Below are 16,083 nucleotides of genomic sequence, written 5' to 3'. Positions count from 1 at the left end.
GATGGCGGCCTGTATGTTTCTGCAGAGTTGCAGGGTGCAGGGTAGTTTATAATTTCCGCCGAAATTTCGTTAAGGCTATATAGCCTTTTTTAAAAAATTAAATTAATTATAAGATAACTATGCAGACCCTGCAGAATGGCCTCAGAGGCCCCTGGATTTCGTTGATAATACTCGGTTTATAGGTTCTGCAGGGTAGAGGGACGATCCTGCAATGTCCCTGCATACCCTGCAAAAACAATGTTGATATTAAGATGATTTCCTAAAAATCAGGTATAGATTTCTCATCTTCCTCCATACATTTTGCAAATTCCTCAAGACCACTTACACATTCCTGTTTGACTTGCTCTCGAGGAATTTCTTCATGATCATTGTGATTGTTGATTGCACATTTAAAACGATCAAAAAAAGACCATTGTTCAAGTGAATCTGCCTTTAAAGGTGCTAAATCATATATAATAGACTCTTCAGCCATGATATTTACATAACAAAAACAATTTCTAATTCTTTTGTCATGTTTTTCCAAGCCAAGCCTTTTCATGTTTGTCGCAAATATCTTTTCAGATGCTCCTTTATATCCATGATATCTGCTCCACAGAGTATATAACTCATATAACTTTCGAGCAGGATAATATACCCTTTTCTCGACACGCACTAGCTGAACACAATCCTCAACGAATAACTTGTAGTTATCAGTAGACTCCTTATATTCACGAACGTTATCGTAAATACAATCAGGAATATCAAGGGTGTTAATCCTCTGGTACTCCAGCGCTCCCTCAACTAGCCATTTCAAAATTTCAGGCAACTCCTTAAGCAGACGATCCCCGAGATTTTTGTCAATAGGCTTTTCATGAGGCTTTTGGGGATTTTCGACATAGCTCCACTTAAAGTCAATACTGTTCATTTAAACAATTTTAATGCAACTATTATAACTTGGTACGGGCACAGGCTTAGAATTTCTCGGTCTCACTAAGTAGCTGCTCATCTTACGTTTTACGCCCCGTGGACATTTACAATTTCGACTCGAGACAACACGTTCATCCAAGATTTCCCTCAGCATTGGCTTGTGAAACTCCATCCACTGTTGAGGGGGGAAAAGCGCCGAAAAGCGGAAGCTTCCGGCGCACAACCTTTACTGAATGAGCAAACGACAATTGATCAGGATCAATGTCCTCGCTCAAAGCCGCTTCATGCATCAAGCCACGAATTGCAAAATGAGTCATCAAGAGCCCGTAAAATTCTTGTCTGCACAAATCCGGAGTCTTGCTCCGAAGAACCACCCTGGCTCCTCTCAAATGTGTCTTGAGTTCATCAAGGGCCGTCTCAATCTCCCAACGTTCATGGTACAGTGCTGCCAATTCTTGCGCCGGTGCCTTGGCCGGATCCAAAATCGTGGTCATGAGTCGATACAATGGCTCCGCATCCGTAATTCCGACAAGTTGATATTCAATTACTCTCACCTTCGTTCCAACCCCATGACGGCGGTCCTTGGCGGTTTTGAATACCATGCTGAGGTAGGAACCGTCGGACAAGCGTTCCAAGATGGGCAAATCCAAGTTCTTCTTTACTCGCCACAGCAAGTCAGCCCCGGTGGCATGGGAAGAATTCCAGAGATCATATCCAAAGAAACCACGGTCGGCCAAGCAGAGCATCCCTGGCTGCAAGTGCTCTATCACCTGCGCCGCCAGCTTTCGTTCACTCGTTCCGTAGGAACCCATCTTCGTGCCAAACAACACGTGCGTTCCGTTTTCCACAAGCGAAACAAATCGCATTTGTGGAAAGCCGCTTACGCCTTTCTTCGAGGCAGGACGACCAAACTCCTCAGCATTCACGCTTTCGTCCGCTACGTCCATGCAGCTCCCATCGATGCTGACCACGCGCCACGATCGATACCAAGCCCCGCGGGTCGCTTCGGTTGCAATCGGCTTGACCAGTTCGTCATGCAACCGCATCATTGGCTCCACTCCCAGGCGAGTACGTGCTTGGGATATGCCCGACTTCCCTGTAATCTTCAGGTTGACGTCTTCTCCCCTCAACCATTGAACTCCCTCAAGCAAACACCGAAGAACTTCTCGGTAAGAGGACTGCATATACAAAGCCAGGGCCATGACATAGTAAATAACAACATGAGCCGGAAGCTCCCTTTCGCGGATGCTTTTCTTTCCGGTATCGGAAAGAATCTGCTTGACCTTGTCCAGGGGGAAAGTAGTGGCCAATACTCCAAATCCAATATAATCTGTAATCCGACTCCCCTTGGGAAGTTCTGCAACCGTGCGTGCCATCTCGCCACCTCCTCTGGTTGAGATGGCTCATTGTAGACATTTTTTTGATCAAAGTGAACAGTATTGCACTTAAAGTGGATTGGTATAATCCTGTTCCAAGTAGCTGGGTCCTGAGCTACGTGGGGAAGATTGTTGGTCAGAAGAAATATTGTAAAAGTAGGATAGAATCGTATGTGGTTAGCCGAGTGAGCAGCCCTTGCGGAAATTTGTCCATTTCCAGTGAGCCTTTTAACTGTGCCACTATCCAGCTTCTTACCCTCTTCAATCTCATCAGCGATAGCCAACAGTTTTTCACATAAGTCAACCAAGTGACTACTATGCCCTGATGCTGTGCTGTCGGCCCTCGAACTCAACAATATTTTTGGGTCGATATTTCCTGCATACTCTTGAAGCAGTTTAACAAGTAACGTCATTAACGTAGTTTTGCCATTAGCTCCTTCCGGGCCATAAAGAATGATGAACTTCCTTTCTTTGCAGGTACCAAGCAAGACATATCCGAGAAGTCTCTGGATAAACTTGACCATGGTCCTCTCATGAATCTTCTTGGCCTTCACATAATTCCTGTAATTTCTTCTGAACGTTATGATTAGCTTTTTATAATCAGGAGAAGACTTATCTGGCAAAGTTGGTTTCTCGCCATCATACTCAAAGATATCTTTGAGAAACTTCAGAAACTCCTTTGGTGTGCCAGCATTAGGATCATAATCCATATCGCAGTACTTGAAGATATAGTCTTCCGGCCTCCCTTCTCGGAACTCTCCAGTTCTTAAGTCTATAACACCATTTCTACAGGCGAACACACTTTTCCAGACATTATCCTTATCTATGAATGTCAATCCATTTCTACCTGTTGCAGCCAACTCTAAAATTCTCTTCATTGAAGTTGATATGTTGAGCTTCCTTTTCTTTTTCAAAAGGAGGTCTCCTGTCTTATCAAATCCACCATAATTGTTATGGTGATTTTCATACTGCTGATACAAATCTGAAACAGCAGACAGAGCTTCATTTTTTTCATCAACTTCCCAATGAGGCCCTACGTACCTGTACCATTTTCTATGCAAGGCTCGATAAACAAACATATCTGCATAAAGATGCTTGTATAAATTTGCATCACCAACATCATCATTGAAAAACGACTCTTGAATCATTTCATTTACCGCTTGAGCGATCAAGTCTTTGGAATCATAATCACTCAGTTCAAATTCAACGTTTCCATTATTAACAGTAGTAGTATTCATGACAAGCTCCAAATGGTTAAAGTGTTAAAGGTTAAAATTTTAATTTCTGGTCAATAAGGTCATTCACGATAAATGACGGCTCCACATCCAAGGCATTTCCTATTCGTATAGCTTTGAGTATCTTCTCCTGGTCGAGGTTCATATAAATGCTCATAGCGTTCTTAATGAATTTTGAAGTAGACATATTCGAACGCACGGCTGCCTTAGTAATTTTGTCCTTAAGTTCCTTGTTGGCAACAAAAGTATGTAAATGTTGAGACGGCATTATTTACTCCTATGATATATAACTGGTTACAACTTTTTCTCCTGTTAAAAGGCGCTAGAGCCAATCCCTAGCACCTTCTAACGGGAGATTTTCATGAACCTATACCTACTAATAAATAATGCGCCTGTTTCCGGATTTTGTTAACTGCACCAGGACATATTTATAACATCGGCCAATTCTTCATGTCCTCTAGTAACTCTGAGTCCTGTTCGTCGTTTGGCTTTACGTGCTCAAGCCTACTATCACCTTCAATTATGTATTCAGGACGATGTAAAAACTCTAAATCTTCTTTCTCGTACATCTCAAAGCACAATATGAACTTTTCGCACATAATCATCTCCTATGGTTAATTGTTAACAACATAGTATCTTCGTGATTGAATCGCATCCAACTTCCTCTTGTACATATCGTTGATCAAGTCAGTTGGCTTAAAATCCATCAGCTCTCCAAATTGCCTCAGTTCATTATGCTTCTCCCAATCGACCTCCATGAATGTTTGAATGAAGTCAGATGTGAACTTGGAAACACTTTTCCCTTCCAATGAAGCTAGCTCTTTCAATCTTCTTTCGGTATCTTTGTCAGTGACAAATGTAACCCTATAGCTCTCAGACATCGTCGATCTCTCCTTGAAAAAGTTTACGATTGAATAACTACTATTATATAATGCTCGCCATTTTTCACTTTGTTAATAACTCGATGCAAATTTTTTGAAACTTTTTTTCCATAGATCAACCGGAGCATTCTTCTACCCATTATTAGATCATGCAATTCTGAATCTGGTTTGTTAACTAAATTTGTGGATAATTTTTAAATTTCTTTTTATGCTGAATATTATTCAAATATCACAGTCATTTATTGTTATAAGAAGGTACTATGCTCTCCCCAGCTATCATTGTTGGCCAACGGAATAGCAAGGAAGTGTTTTGAAGGGGGTTCTATGGCAGGAGGGATATGGAAGGTAATAACCCTTGGATGTTCCAAGAGCTGATCATGAAGTTGGCAGGAGCACACACAATTTCACTGGTGCTATAAGCAACCATATAAAGGAGGCATACCGTGCTGATGACATCGCAGGAATTTCAAGCTGGCCTTGAAGAGGCAAGACAGGCCCAAACAGTTTCAACATTGGGCAATCGGGCGGAATATGTAGGATCGTCAGATATTGGCGGCTGCCCAAGACAGGCAGTTCTCCGGAAAGTGATCCCGCAGAAACATGATCTCCAAACGTTGATCCGTTTCAAGCGAGGTCACCTTGCTGAAGACATTGTGGCAGAGGCTTTGAGGGACTTTCGGCCTCAGAGGCAAGCAGAGCTGAACTACTATCTGCCTTATTGTACTTTGTGCGAATGGTTGGCCCCATCCGGCAAGGTTTCCCATTGTTCACGTTGCCAGGAGCCATTGGTCGTGGTTCCTCTACGTGCCCACCTGGACTTTTTATTGCCAGGCAACAGAATTCTGGAGGTGAAGTCCTCGAATCAGCTGGAGATTCGGGAGGCCTGGGAGCACCAAGTACACTTTCAAATGCTGCTGCTCCACAAAAGCACTGGCAAACATGTCGAAGCGGCAATCATGGTTCTGGACGTGAATAAGGGCCTGATGAACATGCAAAATGACTACGTCTACGATCCCGAAAGATCATATGGGTTGCTGCTTCGGGCAATCAAGATCTGGGAAGGAGTAAAGACGGCTTCCCAATCAGAAGCTCCAGAAAACCTGCCCCTCACATGCGAGCCCTCAGCTCTCTGTGGCTACTGCCCGTACTTAGCTACATGCCCAGCACACTCAGGCCCGGAGCTTCCTCAAGAAGTATCGGCCTTGCTTGAACAGTATCACCAGGCCTCGGAAGCAGAGAAGGCCGCCAAAGCCAGGAAAGAAACCTTGCGCGACTACGTTTTAAAGCTGATCAAACCGGGAACCTACCAATCCGGCAACTTACGCATACGCCTTTCAGAACGCTCCCGGACCACCACCGATCTGAAGCAGTTGGAGTTGCTGCTCGGTGAACTCGGACAAGATATTTCCGAGTACCAGAAAACCTCGAAATACGCCGTACTGGATGTAAAAGCCGCCTAAGCCCGCCTCGCCTATTGCTGAGTATCACGGGATCAGCCCGTAATACGCTACTCAGCCTCTCTCTCATTCCCACAATCATTTCAGACAAGCCTGGCTCTGAACCCGACTCAGAGACACGGCACAGCTGCGTCCAAAGGAGGCAATCAGCATGAATGCGCCTGCAAACATTCTGCACCTGCGCCATTCAAACAGCGGCAGGCCGAAGGATTGGATCGCGATCCCTGGCAGTAACCATTTAGACATCTACTTCGGCAGAACCGGCAGAGGAATAACCGGCCCGAGAGAGTTCGGGATATTGCCGGCCTGACCAAGAAAACTATCCAGACAATCCGCCCTATCAGAGAAGCCAACAGCAGGGCCAAGGCAAAGTTGGCCAGGGGCTATAGGCAACTTTTCCCGGACAGGTCACAGGCCCCAACTCAACAGCCCTCACAGCCAGACCCGGTACCTGATCCGGTTGCGATTTGGCAGGAAGGCATAATCGAATTCAATAACAGTCACGAAAATGGAGGCATAATCACCATGAATATCCAAGCACCGCCTTCAAACGCTCCAACAGTTCAGTCACTGTTCCACCCATCATTCCCGCCTGTTCCCTGGCCAATAAGGGAGCAGCATGAATGGCAGGCATACGTTCCCGCACCGACCAACTATCATTTCCGACCAGAAGTAACGGCTGACTTCCTGGGCTGGTGGCAGTTCGGCGGCTTGTCCTGCTTGATTTCAGGTCCCACTGGTTCAGGAAAGTCCTCTCTGGTTAACGAGGTAGCCGCAAGGAGCAATCAGCCTGTCTTCTCTGCCACGGGCCACAACCGGCTGGAGCTGATCGATCTGATCGGCCAGTACATCCCCAACGCTGGCGGAGGGTTCACGTTTGAGTACGGACCATTGCCCATGGCCATGAAGTCTGGCGGCGTATTCCTGTTCGACGAGATCGATTTGGTGGACCCTTCAACCCTGGTCGGTCTGAACTCGATCCTGGATGGCAGCCCCCTCACCCTTTCGGCCAACGGTGGCGAAGTGATTCATCCTGAACCTGGCTTCAGATTCATCGCCACGGCCAACACCACGGGCCAAGGCGACGGAGAAGCCAACGGTTATTCCGGCACCTTGAAAATGTCCAAAGCGTTCATGAATCGGCTGAAGTGGACGTTCCTTCTGGATTATCCTGAGCCCAACGTGGAAATTGATATTTTGGAGCAGCTGCTGGGCAACCGAGACATCTCCGAAAAGATGGTTTCCTTCGCCGGAGAGATCAGAAAAATCCACACGGCTGAAGAGAACCCCATTCAGGATACGCTCTCAACTCGCGAGCTGGTGGAATGGGCGAAGGCCGCGCTCTTCTTCAGGCAAGTACCCCGCGTAAAGCACCCCATCGCGCACGCCCTTAAGTACACGGTCCTCAACAGGGCTTCCCAGGACGGCAAGCCGATCCTCCGGGAAGTGTACCAACGTATTTTCAATCAAGAACTGTAAAGGAGACACCAACATGACTACTACTCAATCCCACATTTTCGAGCATTCAACCGGCCTGATCTTGGACATCTCCATCTGGTCCGGTTCCAAGAATCTGAAGCCTGAAGACTTCGCCGGGATCGATCTTCCTCCAGATACTCTCGTAAGTTTGGGCTCCAAGCGCATCCACAACAAGGAAGCGTTTAAGCCCATCCAGGCGGTGCGGACCAAGGCAGTCACATATCTCGAAGGCGTGGCCGTATCGTTGTACGGCGGAAAAATCTGGATCGCTCCAGAAATCAGAAAGGACGAAATCGACGCCACCCTGATGGACCTGGCTCGCGAGTTTCATGCCGAAAAGGACAAGTTTCTGGCTGACTTTTACCAGCAGCAGGAAGCGTGGCTTGAACAAAATGCCCGCTGGGCCAGCATCCTGCGTCCGTACCTGGAAACCCCGAACAGCATCGAGAAGAAGTTCGGCTTCAAGTGGAGAGCTTTCCGAATGTCCTCTTCAGACAACGATCCCGGCTTTGCCCAGACGCTTACCAATGATCTGACCGGCACCATGCTCCGGGAGATCAGCATCCTGGCCGGTGAGACATACAACAGCCTCAAGGACCGGGACCGGGCCACCTTCAAGAACCTGAACCGTTTAGACAGGCTTGCCGACAAGCTGCGCGGGTTGTCCTTCGTAAATCCCGGTGTGAGCATAATAGAGGCCGAGCTTCAGACCTTCCTGGACCAAAGAGATGCAGGCGGAGCACTGACCGGCGCGGCGCTCTTCAATCTGACCCGGCTACTGGTTCAACTGAAAAGCCCGGATGTGCTGCAAGATATCCTTGCCGCAGCCGAAGCGGGAGACGCATATCAGTTCGTTTACCCCCCGATCCCGCAACCAACCACAATCGCGGTACCAGCCCAGCCATCACAACCCCCGACCACATCCAATGGCTTCGTACCGCCAACCCCATCCAATCCTCAGCCCAGGTTGCCTACAGCCTGGTTCTGACAGGAGAACAATGTGATCCCACACCAATCAATTCAATCAGAATTGAAAAATATGGCCGCCTCACAAACGGCCATTTCTGTTTATGGAACCTTGCCGAAGCTGACTCCGGCACAGATGGCAGCCCTGGCAAGCGGCCTTGGCCGGAAGAACGGCGTGAAGGTGATCTTCGATAACCACTCGACCGCCAGCACAGATGGGAATGTGATCATCATGCCCCTTACTTCAAGGGAAAACTCCTGGATATGCAGAGGCTATTTGGATCACGAGTTGGGCCATGTCCGGTTTACAGACTTGGACCTGATTCCCAAATCAACTCCGTTCGAACGATCCTTATGGAACATCATTGAGGACATTCGGATCGAAAAAGCCCTCGGAGACGCCTATCCAGGAATGGTAACGAACCTCAGCACCCTCGTATCGGAGTTACGCAGAACGAAGGCTGGAGTTTTTGAAATTCAGCCCGACAGTCAGCCCGAAGCCGTAATATGCGGGTATGTCGGCCTGACCCTTCGGACTCTGTATCTGAAGCAGCACATGCTGGCAGACTTGGCGCTGAAAACTCGGGATCAGTTCCTGAATACGTTCAGCCCTGAACTGGAACGAGACCTGTTCGAGATCATAACCCAGATTGGCTCGGTGTCAGATACGGCAGGAGTAGTTGCCATGGTTAAAGAAATCGTAGCCCTGCTGGAGAAGCATAGGGACGCTGCCGATAACTCTGAGTCGGATTCGAAGGATGAGCAGGAAGAGGAACAGCTAAGTTCTGACGATCAGGATACTCCGGATAATCCCGGACAATCACAGCAAGGCCCTGACCAGCCAGATAATCCCATCCAATCACAACCCGACCCCGCAGATCAGGACGATCCAGATAATCCAGATAATCCTGGATCATCTGAACAAGTCCCTGCTGATCGAGATCAGAACTCAAACTGCTCTGCCGATCCTGATCAGCACGAACAGAGCCAGACCAAAGATCCAACCAACCAACCTTTCGATCAACAAGGAGCACAAGACGATGCAAATCTTCCAATTAATACTGACTCTGATCCAGCAGATAATGACGATCACCCAACCGGTTCAGAAGCCGGAGAACAAGCAGATCAGTCCGAAGCCGAGGCCGAAGTCGAAGTATCCGACACTGCATCCGTGGGCATAGGTGGCAACGCATCTACAGATCCCACCCCGCTGCAAGCAGCAATAACCCAGGCCCTGGAATCCCAGGAGGAGATCAGCGACTTCGGCCAACAACTCAAAGAGATGGCCCTGAAGTCGGAGGTACTCAGCGGCAATAATACCAGAGCATTCGGGATAGCCGAGGCAACTCCACAATCCCAATTGCAGAGTTACGGCTATATCCCACAGCAGATCACGGCTTCTTCCGGCGTGGTGGCAAAACTATCTGCCAATCTCAAAGGCTTACTACAGGCTCAAGGGTTAGCCAGGATCAGACCCAGCGCAGCAGGAACCCGCATAGCCAGGTCTCGCTTACACCGGATCAGAACCGGTGAGAGCAAACTGTTCCTCAGAAACGCCAGCCACAAGCAAGTTAACACTGCCATTCACATTCTACTCGACATTTCTGGGAGTATGGATGGGCGGCGTCTGGCAATCGCAAAGGACGTAGTTTTCGCCCTGGTAAAAGCCCTGGCAAACCAACGCGGCATCAATCTGGCTTTAACGCTCTTCCCGGCATTTTATCCCTATAACGCCAATCCTTCAAAGGACCACGCAGTTTATCCTGTGGCTCCGCTAATCGCTCACGGGCAACAGCCAACCAGCACGTTGCCATGGCCTTCCAGTAACTATGGCTGCACGCCAGTAGCCGAGTCTCTGCGATACGTGCTTTCGGCAATGGTGCCTCTTACGGAACCCAGGAAGCTGGTTGTCCTTATCACTGACGGTGAACCCAATGATTCCAGAACCACAAAGACCGGCCTGGACGAGGCCGAAACCCTGGGAATCGAAGTAGCCACAATCGGCATTGAAGGGCTCGCTTACGCGGACCTGTTCCCCATCTGTGAAGTGGTCAACCGGGTTGAGGACCTGCCACAAAAAGCCTTCAAGCTGCTTGAATCGTTATTAACCCCGAACAAGGAGTAACTGCCATGACAACCACTATCAGAACATCCACGATCCGTACCTATCTGAAGAAGAAACCAGGCCCCGTAATGGTAATCAACAATTGGGGTCTTATCATTGCTGGAACCGTGGCCGTTCACTTGAGCCTACTGGAACCTGACCTGGCCATGATGTTCAACCTGACAGACGAGGATTTGCGGAAACAAGTGATCAACGCGGCCCTGAAGGTTGAAACCCATTCCATCACCTTTCACGACGAGATTCCCAAAGCCATCGCCACCATGGACCACCCGGCGAACGTAGTGCCCTGCACCAAAACTCCGCTGCTGTTCCAGATCGGTGAGAGCAAGAAATCACCGACCAATCTGCACGTATTCAAGAGCGAGTCGGCACCGGACGAATCACGGCGTGTACTGTTGATCGACCAGACGGACATGGACCTGCTGGGATTTCCATCCAACGTGACGGCACCCAGAAACGGTATGATGCCACTAATTGCCGATTCCACGCCAGCCCCCAAGCGGATAGCCGCTGTTTACTCACAAGAGGCCGTTGAGGAAATGGCCCAGCACCTTGGTAGCCTGCTTTCGCTGATCCCAAAGCAGAACGGAATGGGCTTGGCGGCGTAGGGCTGATTACTGACCAATCAAAAAGAACCACGGAAGATAGAAGCCGGTTCCTCAAAGAGAGGGATCGGCTTTTCCATTTTCAAAAGGGGAAAATCAATGAATCGAGTGAAAGAGCTGCTTTCGGAGCTGTACGAGGCAAGACAGAACTGCACGAATCTGAGTCATCCTGAGTACGTGGCTGCTCACATGCTGCCATATCGGAACAAAAAAATTGAGTATTTCATACTGTTCCTGCTCGACAACAAGAACAACGTCATGGCCAGGAAAACCATCTCACGAGGCACCGTCGATCAGACGCCCGTCTACATTCGTGAGATCATGCGCCAAATCCTAATCAAGCAGGCCAGCGGGATCATCGTGGCCCATAACCATCCTGGTGGCGACCCAAAGCCTTCGGTTCAGGACCAGGAGCTGACCACCAGAATTCAAAAAGCTGCCGATACTCTGGACGTGCGTTTCTTGGACCACGTTATCGTTGCTCGTGACGGGCATTATTCATTTCAGGCTCAGGGTCTGCTGTAACCGCAAAACCAAAGGAGGAACCATGTTCCAACCAGCACAAAGAACACAGTCAAAACTACGTCTGGGTTTAATTGGTCCCAGCGGCTCTGGGAAAACATACTCAGCCTTACGGATCGCCCGAGGCCTGGGAGGGAAGATCGCCCTTTTAGATTCAGAGCGCGGCAGCGGCTCCCTGTACGCGGACCTCTGCCACTATGACGTAGCCGAGTTGGTCCCGCCATTCACGCCTGAGAAATACGTTCAGGCAATCAAGCAGGCAGCCCAAGCCGGATACGAAGTTCTGATTATCGACAGCCTGACTCACGCCTGGGCAGGCGAAGGCGGCATCCTGGAATTTGTAGACAAGGCTTCGCAGGCAACCAAGAACAACTTCGCGGCATGGCGGGAGGCCAGCCCCAAACACAACGCCCTGGTGGACGCGCTGCTCGGAGCGCCCCTGCACATCATTGCGACCATCCGAAGTAAGACGGCCTGGGATGTCCAGAAGGATGAACGCACGGGCAAGACCCGGCCCGTCAAGATCGGACTGGCCCCGGTCCAGAGGGACGGGCTCGAGTATGAATTCACGACGGTTCTGGAGCTGTCCGTTGACGGTCACATCGCAACAGCTACGAAAGACCGAACCGGACTGTTTGATGGATCGTATTTCACGCCATCAGAGGAAACCGGCAAGATGCTCAAAGACTGGCTGTCGGGCAGCCAGACAATTCCAGACGTATCTCCACAGCAGACTCAGCAGGAAATCTCCGAGCCCAGCAAACCGTCAGCCGCCACCAGACCCCGAAAGCCCAATGGCGATGGTCGCGCTGGGGCGTCACAGTCATTCTTCCAGCCCGACGAGAACGAAACTCAACCGCGGCTCACTGACCCTCAGAGACAGGCAATCTTCAGCCTCGCAAAACGCCAGGGCTACGACGAGGACTACCTGGACGTGATCTCCATAAATACGTTCGGCAAGGGCGTGAACTCGCTGACGGTAAAAGACGCAAGCTCATTCATCCAGCAATTGCAGAAAGCGGCATAGAATTTTTCGCGCCAGCAATTTCAACCCGACGCGGCAACCTCAACCCAGGAGAAGTCATGAGCATAGACAGCGGAAAGGATCAGTCCGGTGAAAACTGGCCAGTTCTGATTGGTAACTTGATTGGCATCGGCATCGTGTTGCTGATCGAGTTTTTATCGAAATCCAAACGGTAACCACACCAAAACCAAAGAGGCCGCATTATGCGACCTCTTTTTTAGCTATTCGTGAAAGGCCCACAGCAATTTCCGGCATAGTAAACCCTGCCGAACAGAGTTTAAAGGCCTTAAAAGGCAAATATGAGCGCCAATATTTTCGAAATACGCAAGCCATCAAAGCAAATCATATATCGTTCATCAAAATCCCGTTAATTTCTTTGTCCTCGATGCCCAGGTAATGCATGGTCACAGCTGGGCTGGAGTGGTTGAACCGTTTGCAAAGCAGTTCGAAACCGATTCCGTAATGAACACGCTGAACATAGCCAAAGGTTTTACGCAATGTGTGCGTACCGTAGTTGCCACGCAGATTGATCAGTGCACACCAGCTTTGATAAGCCGGTTGGCAGCGCTTACGGTCAGGGGCTTTCCTTTGGCCTTATGACTCTGGAACAGAAAGGCTTCCGGCTCTGGCTGCAAGATTCGGATGTACTCCTGCAAAACCTTGTGCGTTGTCTTGTTGATCAGAAGCACGTTTGTCTTGCCTGTTTTCTGCTCTTTCACGCTGACAACTTCGCCAGGCTGTAAATGCTGAACGTCTTTTACTCGCAGCTGCAGCAGATCACCGATCCGAAGACCATTGTTGATACCCATGGTGAAAAGCAGCAGGTCTCTGGGCTTGTCTGCCAGCAGCTTCTTGATGGCCTTGATGTCTTCCAGACGACGGATGGGCTCGACCTTGGTTGATGATCCCTTCTTGGGGTGGTTGGTATTGGGCATGGAGACAATATATCAAGTATAGAGAGTTTTAGTCAATAAAATTGGCAATCACCTGCTGAAGTGAAGGTGTCGTTGCGTGTGGCATGCTTTAACTGCTTGTTTTAGTGAAATATTTTTGAAGCCAAGAGCAGAATGTCAACTTTTACGGAAAAGTTGGCATTGTCGAAGGGGCTACCAGCAGCACTCTCTCATCTGCCCCTTGCTTGCCTGCCCCGGCTCCCCTATACTGACCGCCATGAGTGAAAAGGATCAAGACTCCGGCCAGGGCCGCGCAAAGCACGACGAGCTGTTCAAGAAGGTGATCGGAGACCCGGTCAATGCACGCGACTTACTCCAAGCTCACCTACCTCCGGAAGTGTTGGCCAAGTTGGACATGAACACGCTTCAGCGCATACCAGCCACGTTCATCGACGAGAAGCTGAAGAAGCACTATGCCGACCTTGTGTATACGGTGAAAACCGTCAGCCCGGAATGCCCGGAAATACGGTTTTACCTGCTGTTTGAGCACAAGGCCTGGCCGGATGAGTTCGTCGGTGTTCAAGTGCTCAGATATATGGCCCTTGTCTGGACAAGCATACTGGAAGACCCACAATACAAGCACCCGAAGCTGCCGCCGATCCTGCCCATCGTATTCTACCAGAGCAATGACGGCTGGGTGCCCAAAACCTCTTTCAGAGACTTGATTTACTCGCCGTCCGAGGCTTTCGATAAGTTCATCCCGGATTTTACGTTTGATTTCATAGCCGCCAGCAAGATTGACCCTAAAGCCGTCCAAGACAATATTATTCTCACGTTCTACTTCGCTATCCTCCAGGCTTTGGATAGTCCACGGCTGGTCCATCTGCTGCCTTTGTTGGCCAAAGGGCTTATGGAAGTCCGGGAGCCCAGGGAGGCTATGGAGTATATGCTCATCTTTTGCAGATACTTGGTGAAAGCCTCGGAATATTTGAAAGAGGAAGACTACAGGCAAGCCCTAGCTATACTTCCCCAAGGAGGTCAGGAAATTATGGATACGCTCGCAGATCAATGGATGAGACAAGGTGAGTCGGTCGGTGAAGTAAGAGGTGAGAAGAGAGGAAGAGAAGAAGGCAAACTTGAAGGCATCCGCTCAACCATTGTTGACCTAATGCTCGCCAAGTTCGAGCAAATCCCTATGGGCTTCACAAGTAAGCTCAACGCTATCAACGACATTGGCACACTTAAGGGCCTTTCCGTCAAACTATTTAAAGCCGAATCTATCGAAGCCTTCCTGGCCCAGGTAGATAAGGTCACTAAATCCACAACCCACTAACCCGGCTACTACAATGTTGGTCTTTTCCGTCTTCTTGAATCCCATTATCTTCTCTTTCGGCTCGCCAATAGATTAGATTTCTCTCCCAATACAGCCTTTCTTATTTAGGCCTTCTGTTTCGTACTGAAGCAGGGGGCTTTTTTGTACCATTCTCAGCCTTTGTCCGCTGTAGAGGCTATAACAATTCTTCAAAGTTGGCATTACTCATCCACGGACTTCTCTTGGTCTATGAGCACGCTTGCTCATCTGACCCGGAACCCTTATTGTCCACCCTATGTAAGACAGGACCAACAGTGCCCACGACAGGTTCATCGTGGAACTGATCTCCAATGAAGAGGTCACTCGGGAACTGATCGCCAAGCACGTTCCCCAGGAGATCACTCAGCACCTGGACCTGGACACCCTGGAGATCAGATCAGAGTCCTATACCGACGAGATGAAGCGGGCTTTTACCGATATCGTCCTCAAGCTCCAACTGAAGGACAGGCCAGACCGTGAGGCGGAAATCTACATCCTGATCGAACATAAAAACCGCCCAGAGAAGTTCGCTCGGCTCCAGATACTGAAATACAAGCTGCGCAAGTGGCTGGAAACCCTCAAGGCCGAAGAAACTCCGCAATACTTGCCAATCATCATTTCGATGGTTTTCACGCACGGAAAACATCCCTGGTACTACAGCCCGGACTTCGCTGATCTTTTTGACTGCCCTTCGGACTACTTTCGGCAATTTATTCCCAACTTCCGGCATTTGGTTCACGATCTGAACGAACTGGATAAAGAACAACTCAAAGAGCAGACTTTGCTGAACGTGGTTCAGCTGGCCATGAAGTTCTTCCATTCCCTGGAATTAAAAGAGCATCTTGGCGACATCTACTCCCCGCTGGCCAAGATCGAAGACCCCGAAAAGCGGAAACTGTTTACGATTCTAGTGAGCCTGTACCTCATGTCGCCCGCAACGCACATAGAGATGGACGATATAATCGCGGTTATTACGAATTTCGAGCATAAGGAGGAAATTGTGCAAACCGTTACCAAAAAAATCAGGGCTGAAGAGAGAGAGATTTCCTTGAAGAAGGGACGCGAGGAAGGCGAACTCAAAGCCTGTAATGTCCAATAAAACACCGCACCCTTTCCGGCGAATAAACCACATAATTTTGTAATAATCATGCCACCCAAAGTCAGTAGATCGCTCTCAATTCTTCTGCTCAGTCACAGATTTTTCCCGATCCGGGATCGCGCCCAGCTCAAAAAACAGTATCCGAGCTATCCCTTCCAGTCATT

General features: G+C 49.2%; 11 protein-coding genes and 3 pseudogenes. 9 read left to right on the top strand and 5 right to left on the bottom strand.

The features are described 5' to 3' along the window. Nucleotides 1-259 precede the first annotated feature (259 nt). The 4 genes and pseudogenes from ACYQ15_RS12355 to ACYQ15_RS12340 form a co-directional block, all read right to left on the bottom strand. On the bottom strand, nucleotides 260-904 hold the full coding sequence (locus ACYQ15_RS12355; RefSeq protein WP_459937814.1) for a hypothetical protein: 645 nt from the start codon (nucleotides 902-904) through the stop codon (nucleotides 260-262). Between the two features lie 133 nt (nucleotides 905-1,037). Next, entirely contained in the window at nucleotides 1,038-2,282 is a 1,245-nt protein-coding gene (locus tag ACYQ15_RS12350) for an IS4 family transposase (protein ID WP_459937813.1), read from the bottom strand. Nucleotides 2,283-2,407: 125 nt separating this feature from the next. After that, nucleotides 2,408-3,430, bottom strand: a pseudogene (locus ACYQ15_RS12345) (DUF5906 domain-containing protein); the annotation flags it as partial. Nucleotides 3,431-4,131: 701 nt separating this feature from the next. Further along, complete coding sequence (locus ACYQ15_RS12340; RefSeq protein ID WP_459937812.1) at nucleotides 4,132-4,398, bottom strand: hypothetical protein; 267 nt, start codon at nucleotides 4,396-4,398, stop codon at nucleotides 4,132-4,134. Between the two features lie 443 nt (nucleotides 4,399-4,841). Between ACYQ15_RS12340 and ACYQ15_RS12335 the strand changes: the two genes are divergently transcribed. The 7 genes from ACYQ15_RS12335 (at nucleotide 4,842) to ACYQ15_RS12305 (ending at nucleotide 12,579) form a co-directional block, all read left to right on the top strand. Continuing rightward, the gene (locus tag ACYQ15_RS12335) at nucleotides 4,842-5,858 is read left to right on the top strand and encodes a PD-(D/E)XK nuclease family protein (RefSeq protein WP_459937811.1); all 1,017 of its coding nucleotides are present in this window, start codon (nucleotides 4,842-4,844) and stop codon (nucleotides 5,856-5,858) included. A gap of 522 nt (nucleotides 5,859-6,380) precedes the next feature. Beyond that, nucleotides 6,381-7,334 (top strand): AAA family ATPase, encoded by a 954-nt coding sequence (locus ACYQ15_RS12330; protein ID WP_459937810.1) that lies wholly within the window; start codon nucleotides 6,381-6,383, stop codon nucleotides 7,332-7,334. Between the two features lie 13 nt (nucleotides 7,335-7,347). Continuing rightward, on the top strand, nucleotides 7,348-8,322 hold the full coding sequence (locus tag ACYQ15_RS12325; protein WP_459937809.1) for a DUF3150 domain-containing protein: 975 nt from the start codon (nucleotides 7,348-7,350) through the stop codon (nucleotides 8,320-8,322). Between the two features lie 12 nt (nucleotides 8,323-8,334). Beyond that, nucleotides 8,335-10,425, top strand: a complete 2,091-nt coding sequence (locus ACYQ15_RS12320) for a vWA domain-containing protein (protein ID WP_459937808.1) — start codon at nucleotides 8,335-8,337, stop codon at nucleotides 10,423-10,425. A gap of 5 nt (nucleotides 10,426-10,430) precedes the next feature. Next, nucleotides 10,431-11,033 (top strand): hypothetical protein, encoded by a 603-nt coding sequence (locus tag ACYQ15_RS12315; RefSeq protein ID WP_459937807.1) that lies wholly within the window; start codon nucleotides 10,431-10,433, stop codon nucleotides 11,031-11,033. Nucleotides 11,034-11,129: 96 nt separating this feature from the next. Further along, entirely contained in the window at nucleotides 11,130-11,555 is a 426-nt protein-coding gene (locus tag ACYQ15_RS12310; RefSeq protein ID WP_459937806.1) for a JAB domain-containing protein, read from the top strand. A gap of 22 nt (nucleotides 11,556-11,577) precedes the next feature. Continuing rightward, a complete protein-coding gene (locus ACYQ15_RS12305; protein ID WP_459937805.1) occupies nucleotides 11,578-12,579 on the top strand; it encodes an ATP-binding protein in 1,002 nt (333 codons plus the stop codon). 339 nt (nucleotides 12,580-12,918) lie between these two features. Here ACYQ15_RS12305 and ACYQ15_RS12300 read toward each other — a convergent pair. Then, nucleotides 12,919-13,511, bottom strand: a pseudogene (locus tag ACYQ15_RS12300) (site-specific integrase). 235 nt (nucleotides 13,512-13,746) lie between these two features. Here ACYQ15_RS12300 and ACYQ15_RS12295 point away from each other — a divergent pair. Then, entirely contained in the window at nucleotides 13,747-14,802 is a 1,056-nt protein-coding gene (locus tag ACYQ15_RS12295; protein WP_459937804.1) for an Rpn family recombination-promoting nuclease/putative transposase, read from the top strand. A 307-nt stretch (nucleotides 14,803-15,109) separates the two neighbouring features. After that, nucleotides 15,110-15,919, top strand: a pseudogene (locus ACYQ15_RS12290) (Rpn family recombination-promoting nuclease/putative transposase); the annotation flags it as partial. Nucleotides 15,920-16,083: the final 164 nt, after the last annotated feature.

The organism is Desulfonatronum parangueonense (assembly GCF_054656975.1).
Note: the sequence above shows the minus strand (reverse complement) of the source record. Positions and strands in the feature narration are given on the sequence as shown.

What these genes read in the sequence shown, in the direction of transcription:
- ACYQ15_RS12355 (WP_459937814.1), bottom strand. Translation starts at nt 904, where the DNA reads ATGAACAGTATTGACTTTAAGTGGAGCTATGTCGAAAATCCCCAAAAG.
- ACYQ15_RS12350 (WP_459937813.1), bottom strand. Translation starts at nt 2,282, where the DNA reads ATGGCACGCACGGTTGCAGAACTTCCCAAGGGGAGTCGGATTACAGAT.
- ACYQ15_RS12340 (WP_459937812.1), bottom strand. Translation starts at nt 4,398, where the DNA reads ATGTCTGAGAGCTATAGGGTTACATTTGTCACTGACAAAGATACCGAA.
- ACYQ15_RS12330 (WP_459937810.1), top strand. Translation starts at nt 6,381, where the DNA reads ATGAATATCCAAGCACCGCCTTCAAACGCTCCAACAGTTCAGTCACTG.
- ACYQ15_RS12325 (WP_459937809.1), top strand. Translation starts at nt 7,348, where the DNA reads ATGACTACTACTCAATCCCACATTTTCGAGCATTCAACCGGCCTGATC.
- ACYQ15_RS12315 (WP_459937807.1), top strand. Translation starts at nt 10,431, where the DNA reads ATGACAACCACTATCAGAACATCCACGATCCGTACCTATCTGAAGAAG.
- ACYQ15_RS12310 (WP_459937806.1), top strand. Translation starts at nt 11,130, where the DNA reads ATGAATCGAGTGAAAGAGCTGCTTTCGGAGCTGTACGAGGCAAGACAG.
- ACYQ15_RS12305 (WP_459937805.1), top strand. Translation starts at nt 11,578, where the DNA reads ATGTTCCAACCAGCACAAAGAACACAGTCAAAACTACGTCTGGGTTTA.
- ACYQ15_RS12295 (WP_459937804.1), top strand. Translation starts at nt 13,747, where the DNA reads ATGAGTGAAAAGGATCAAGACTCCGGCCAGGGCCGCGCAAAGCACGAC.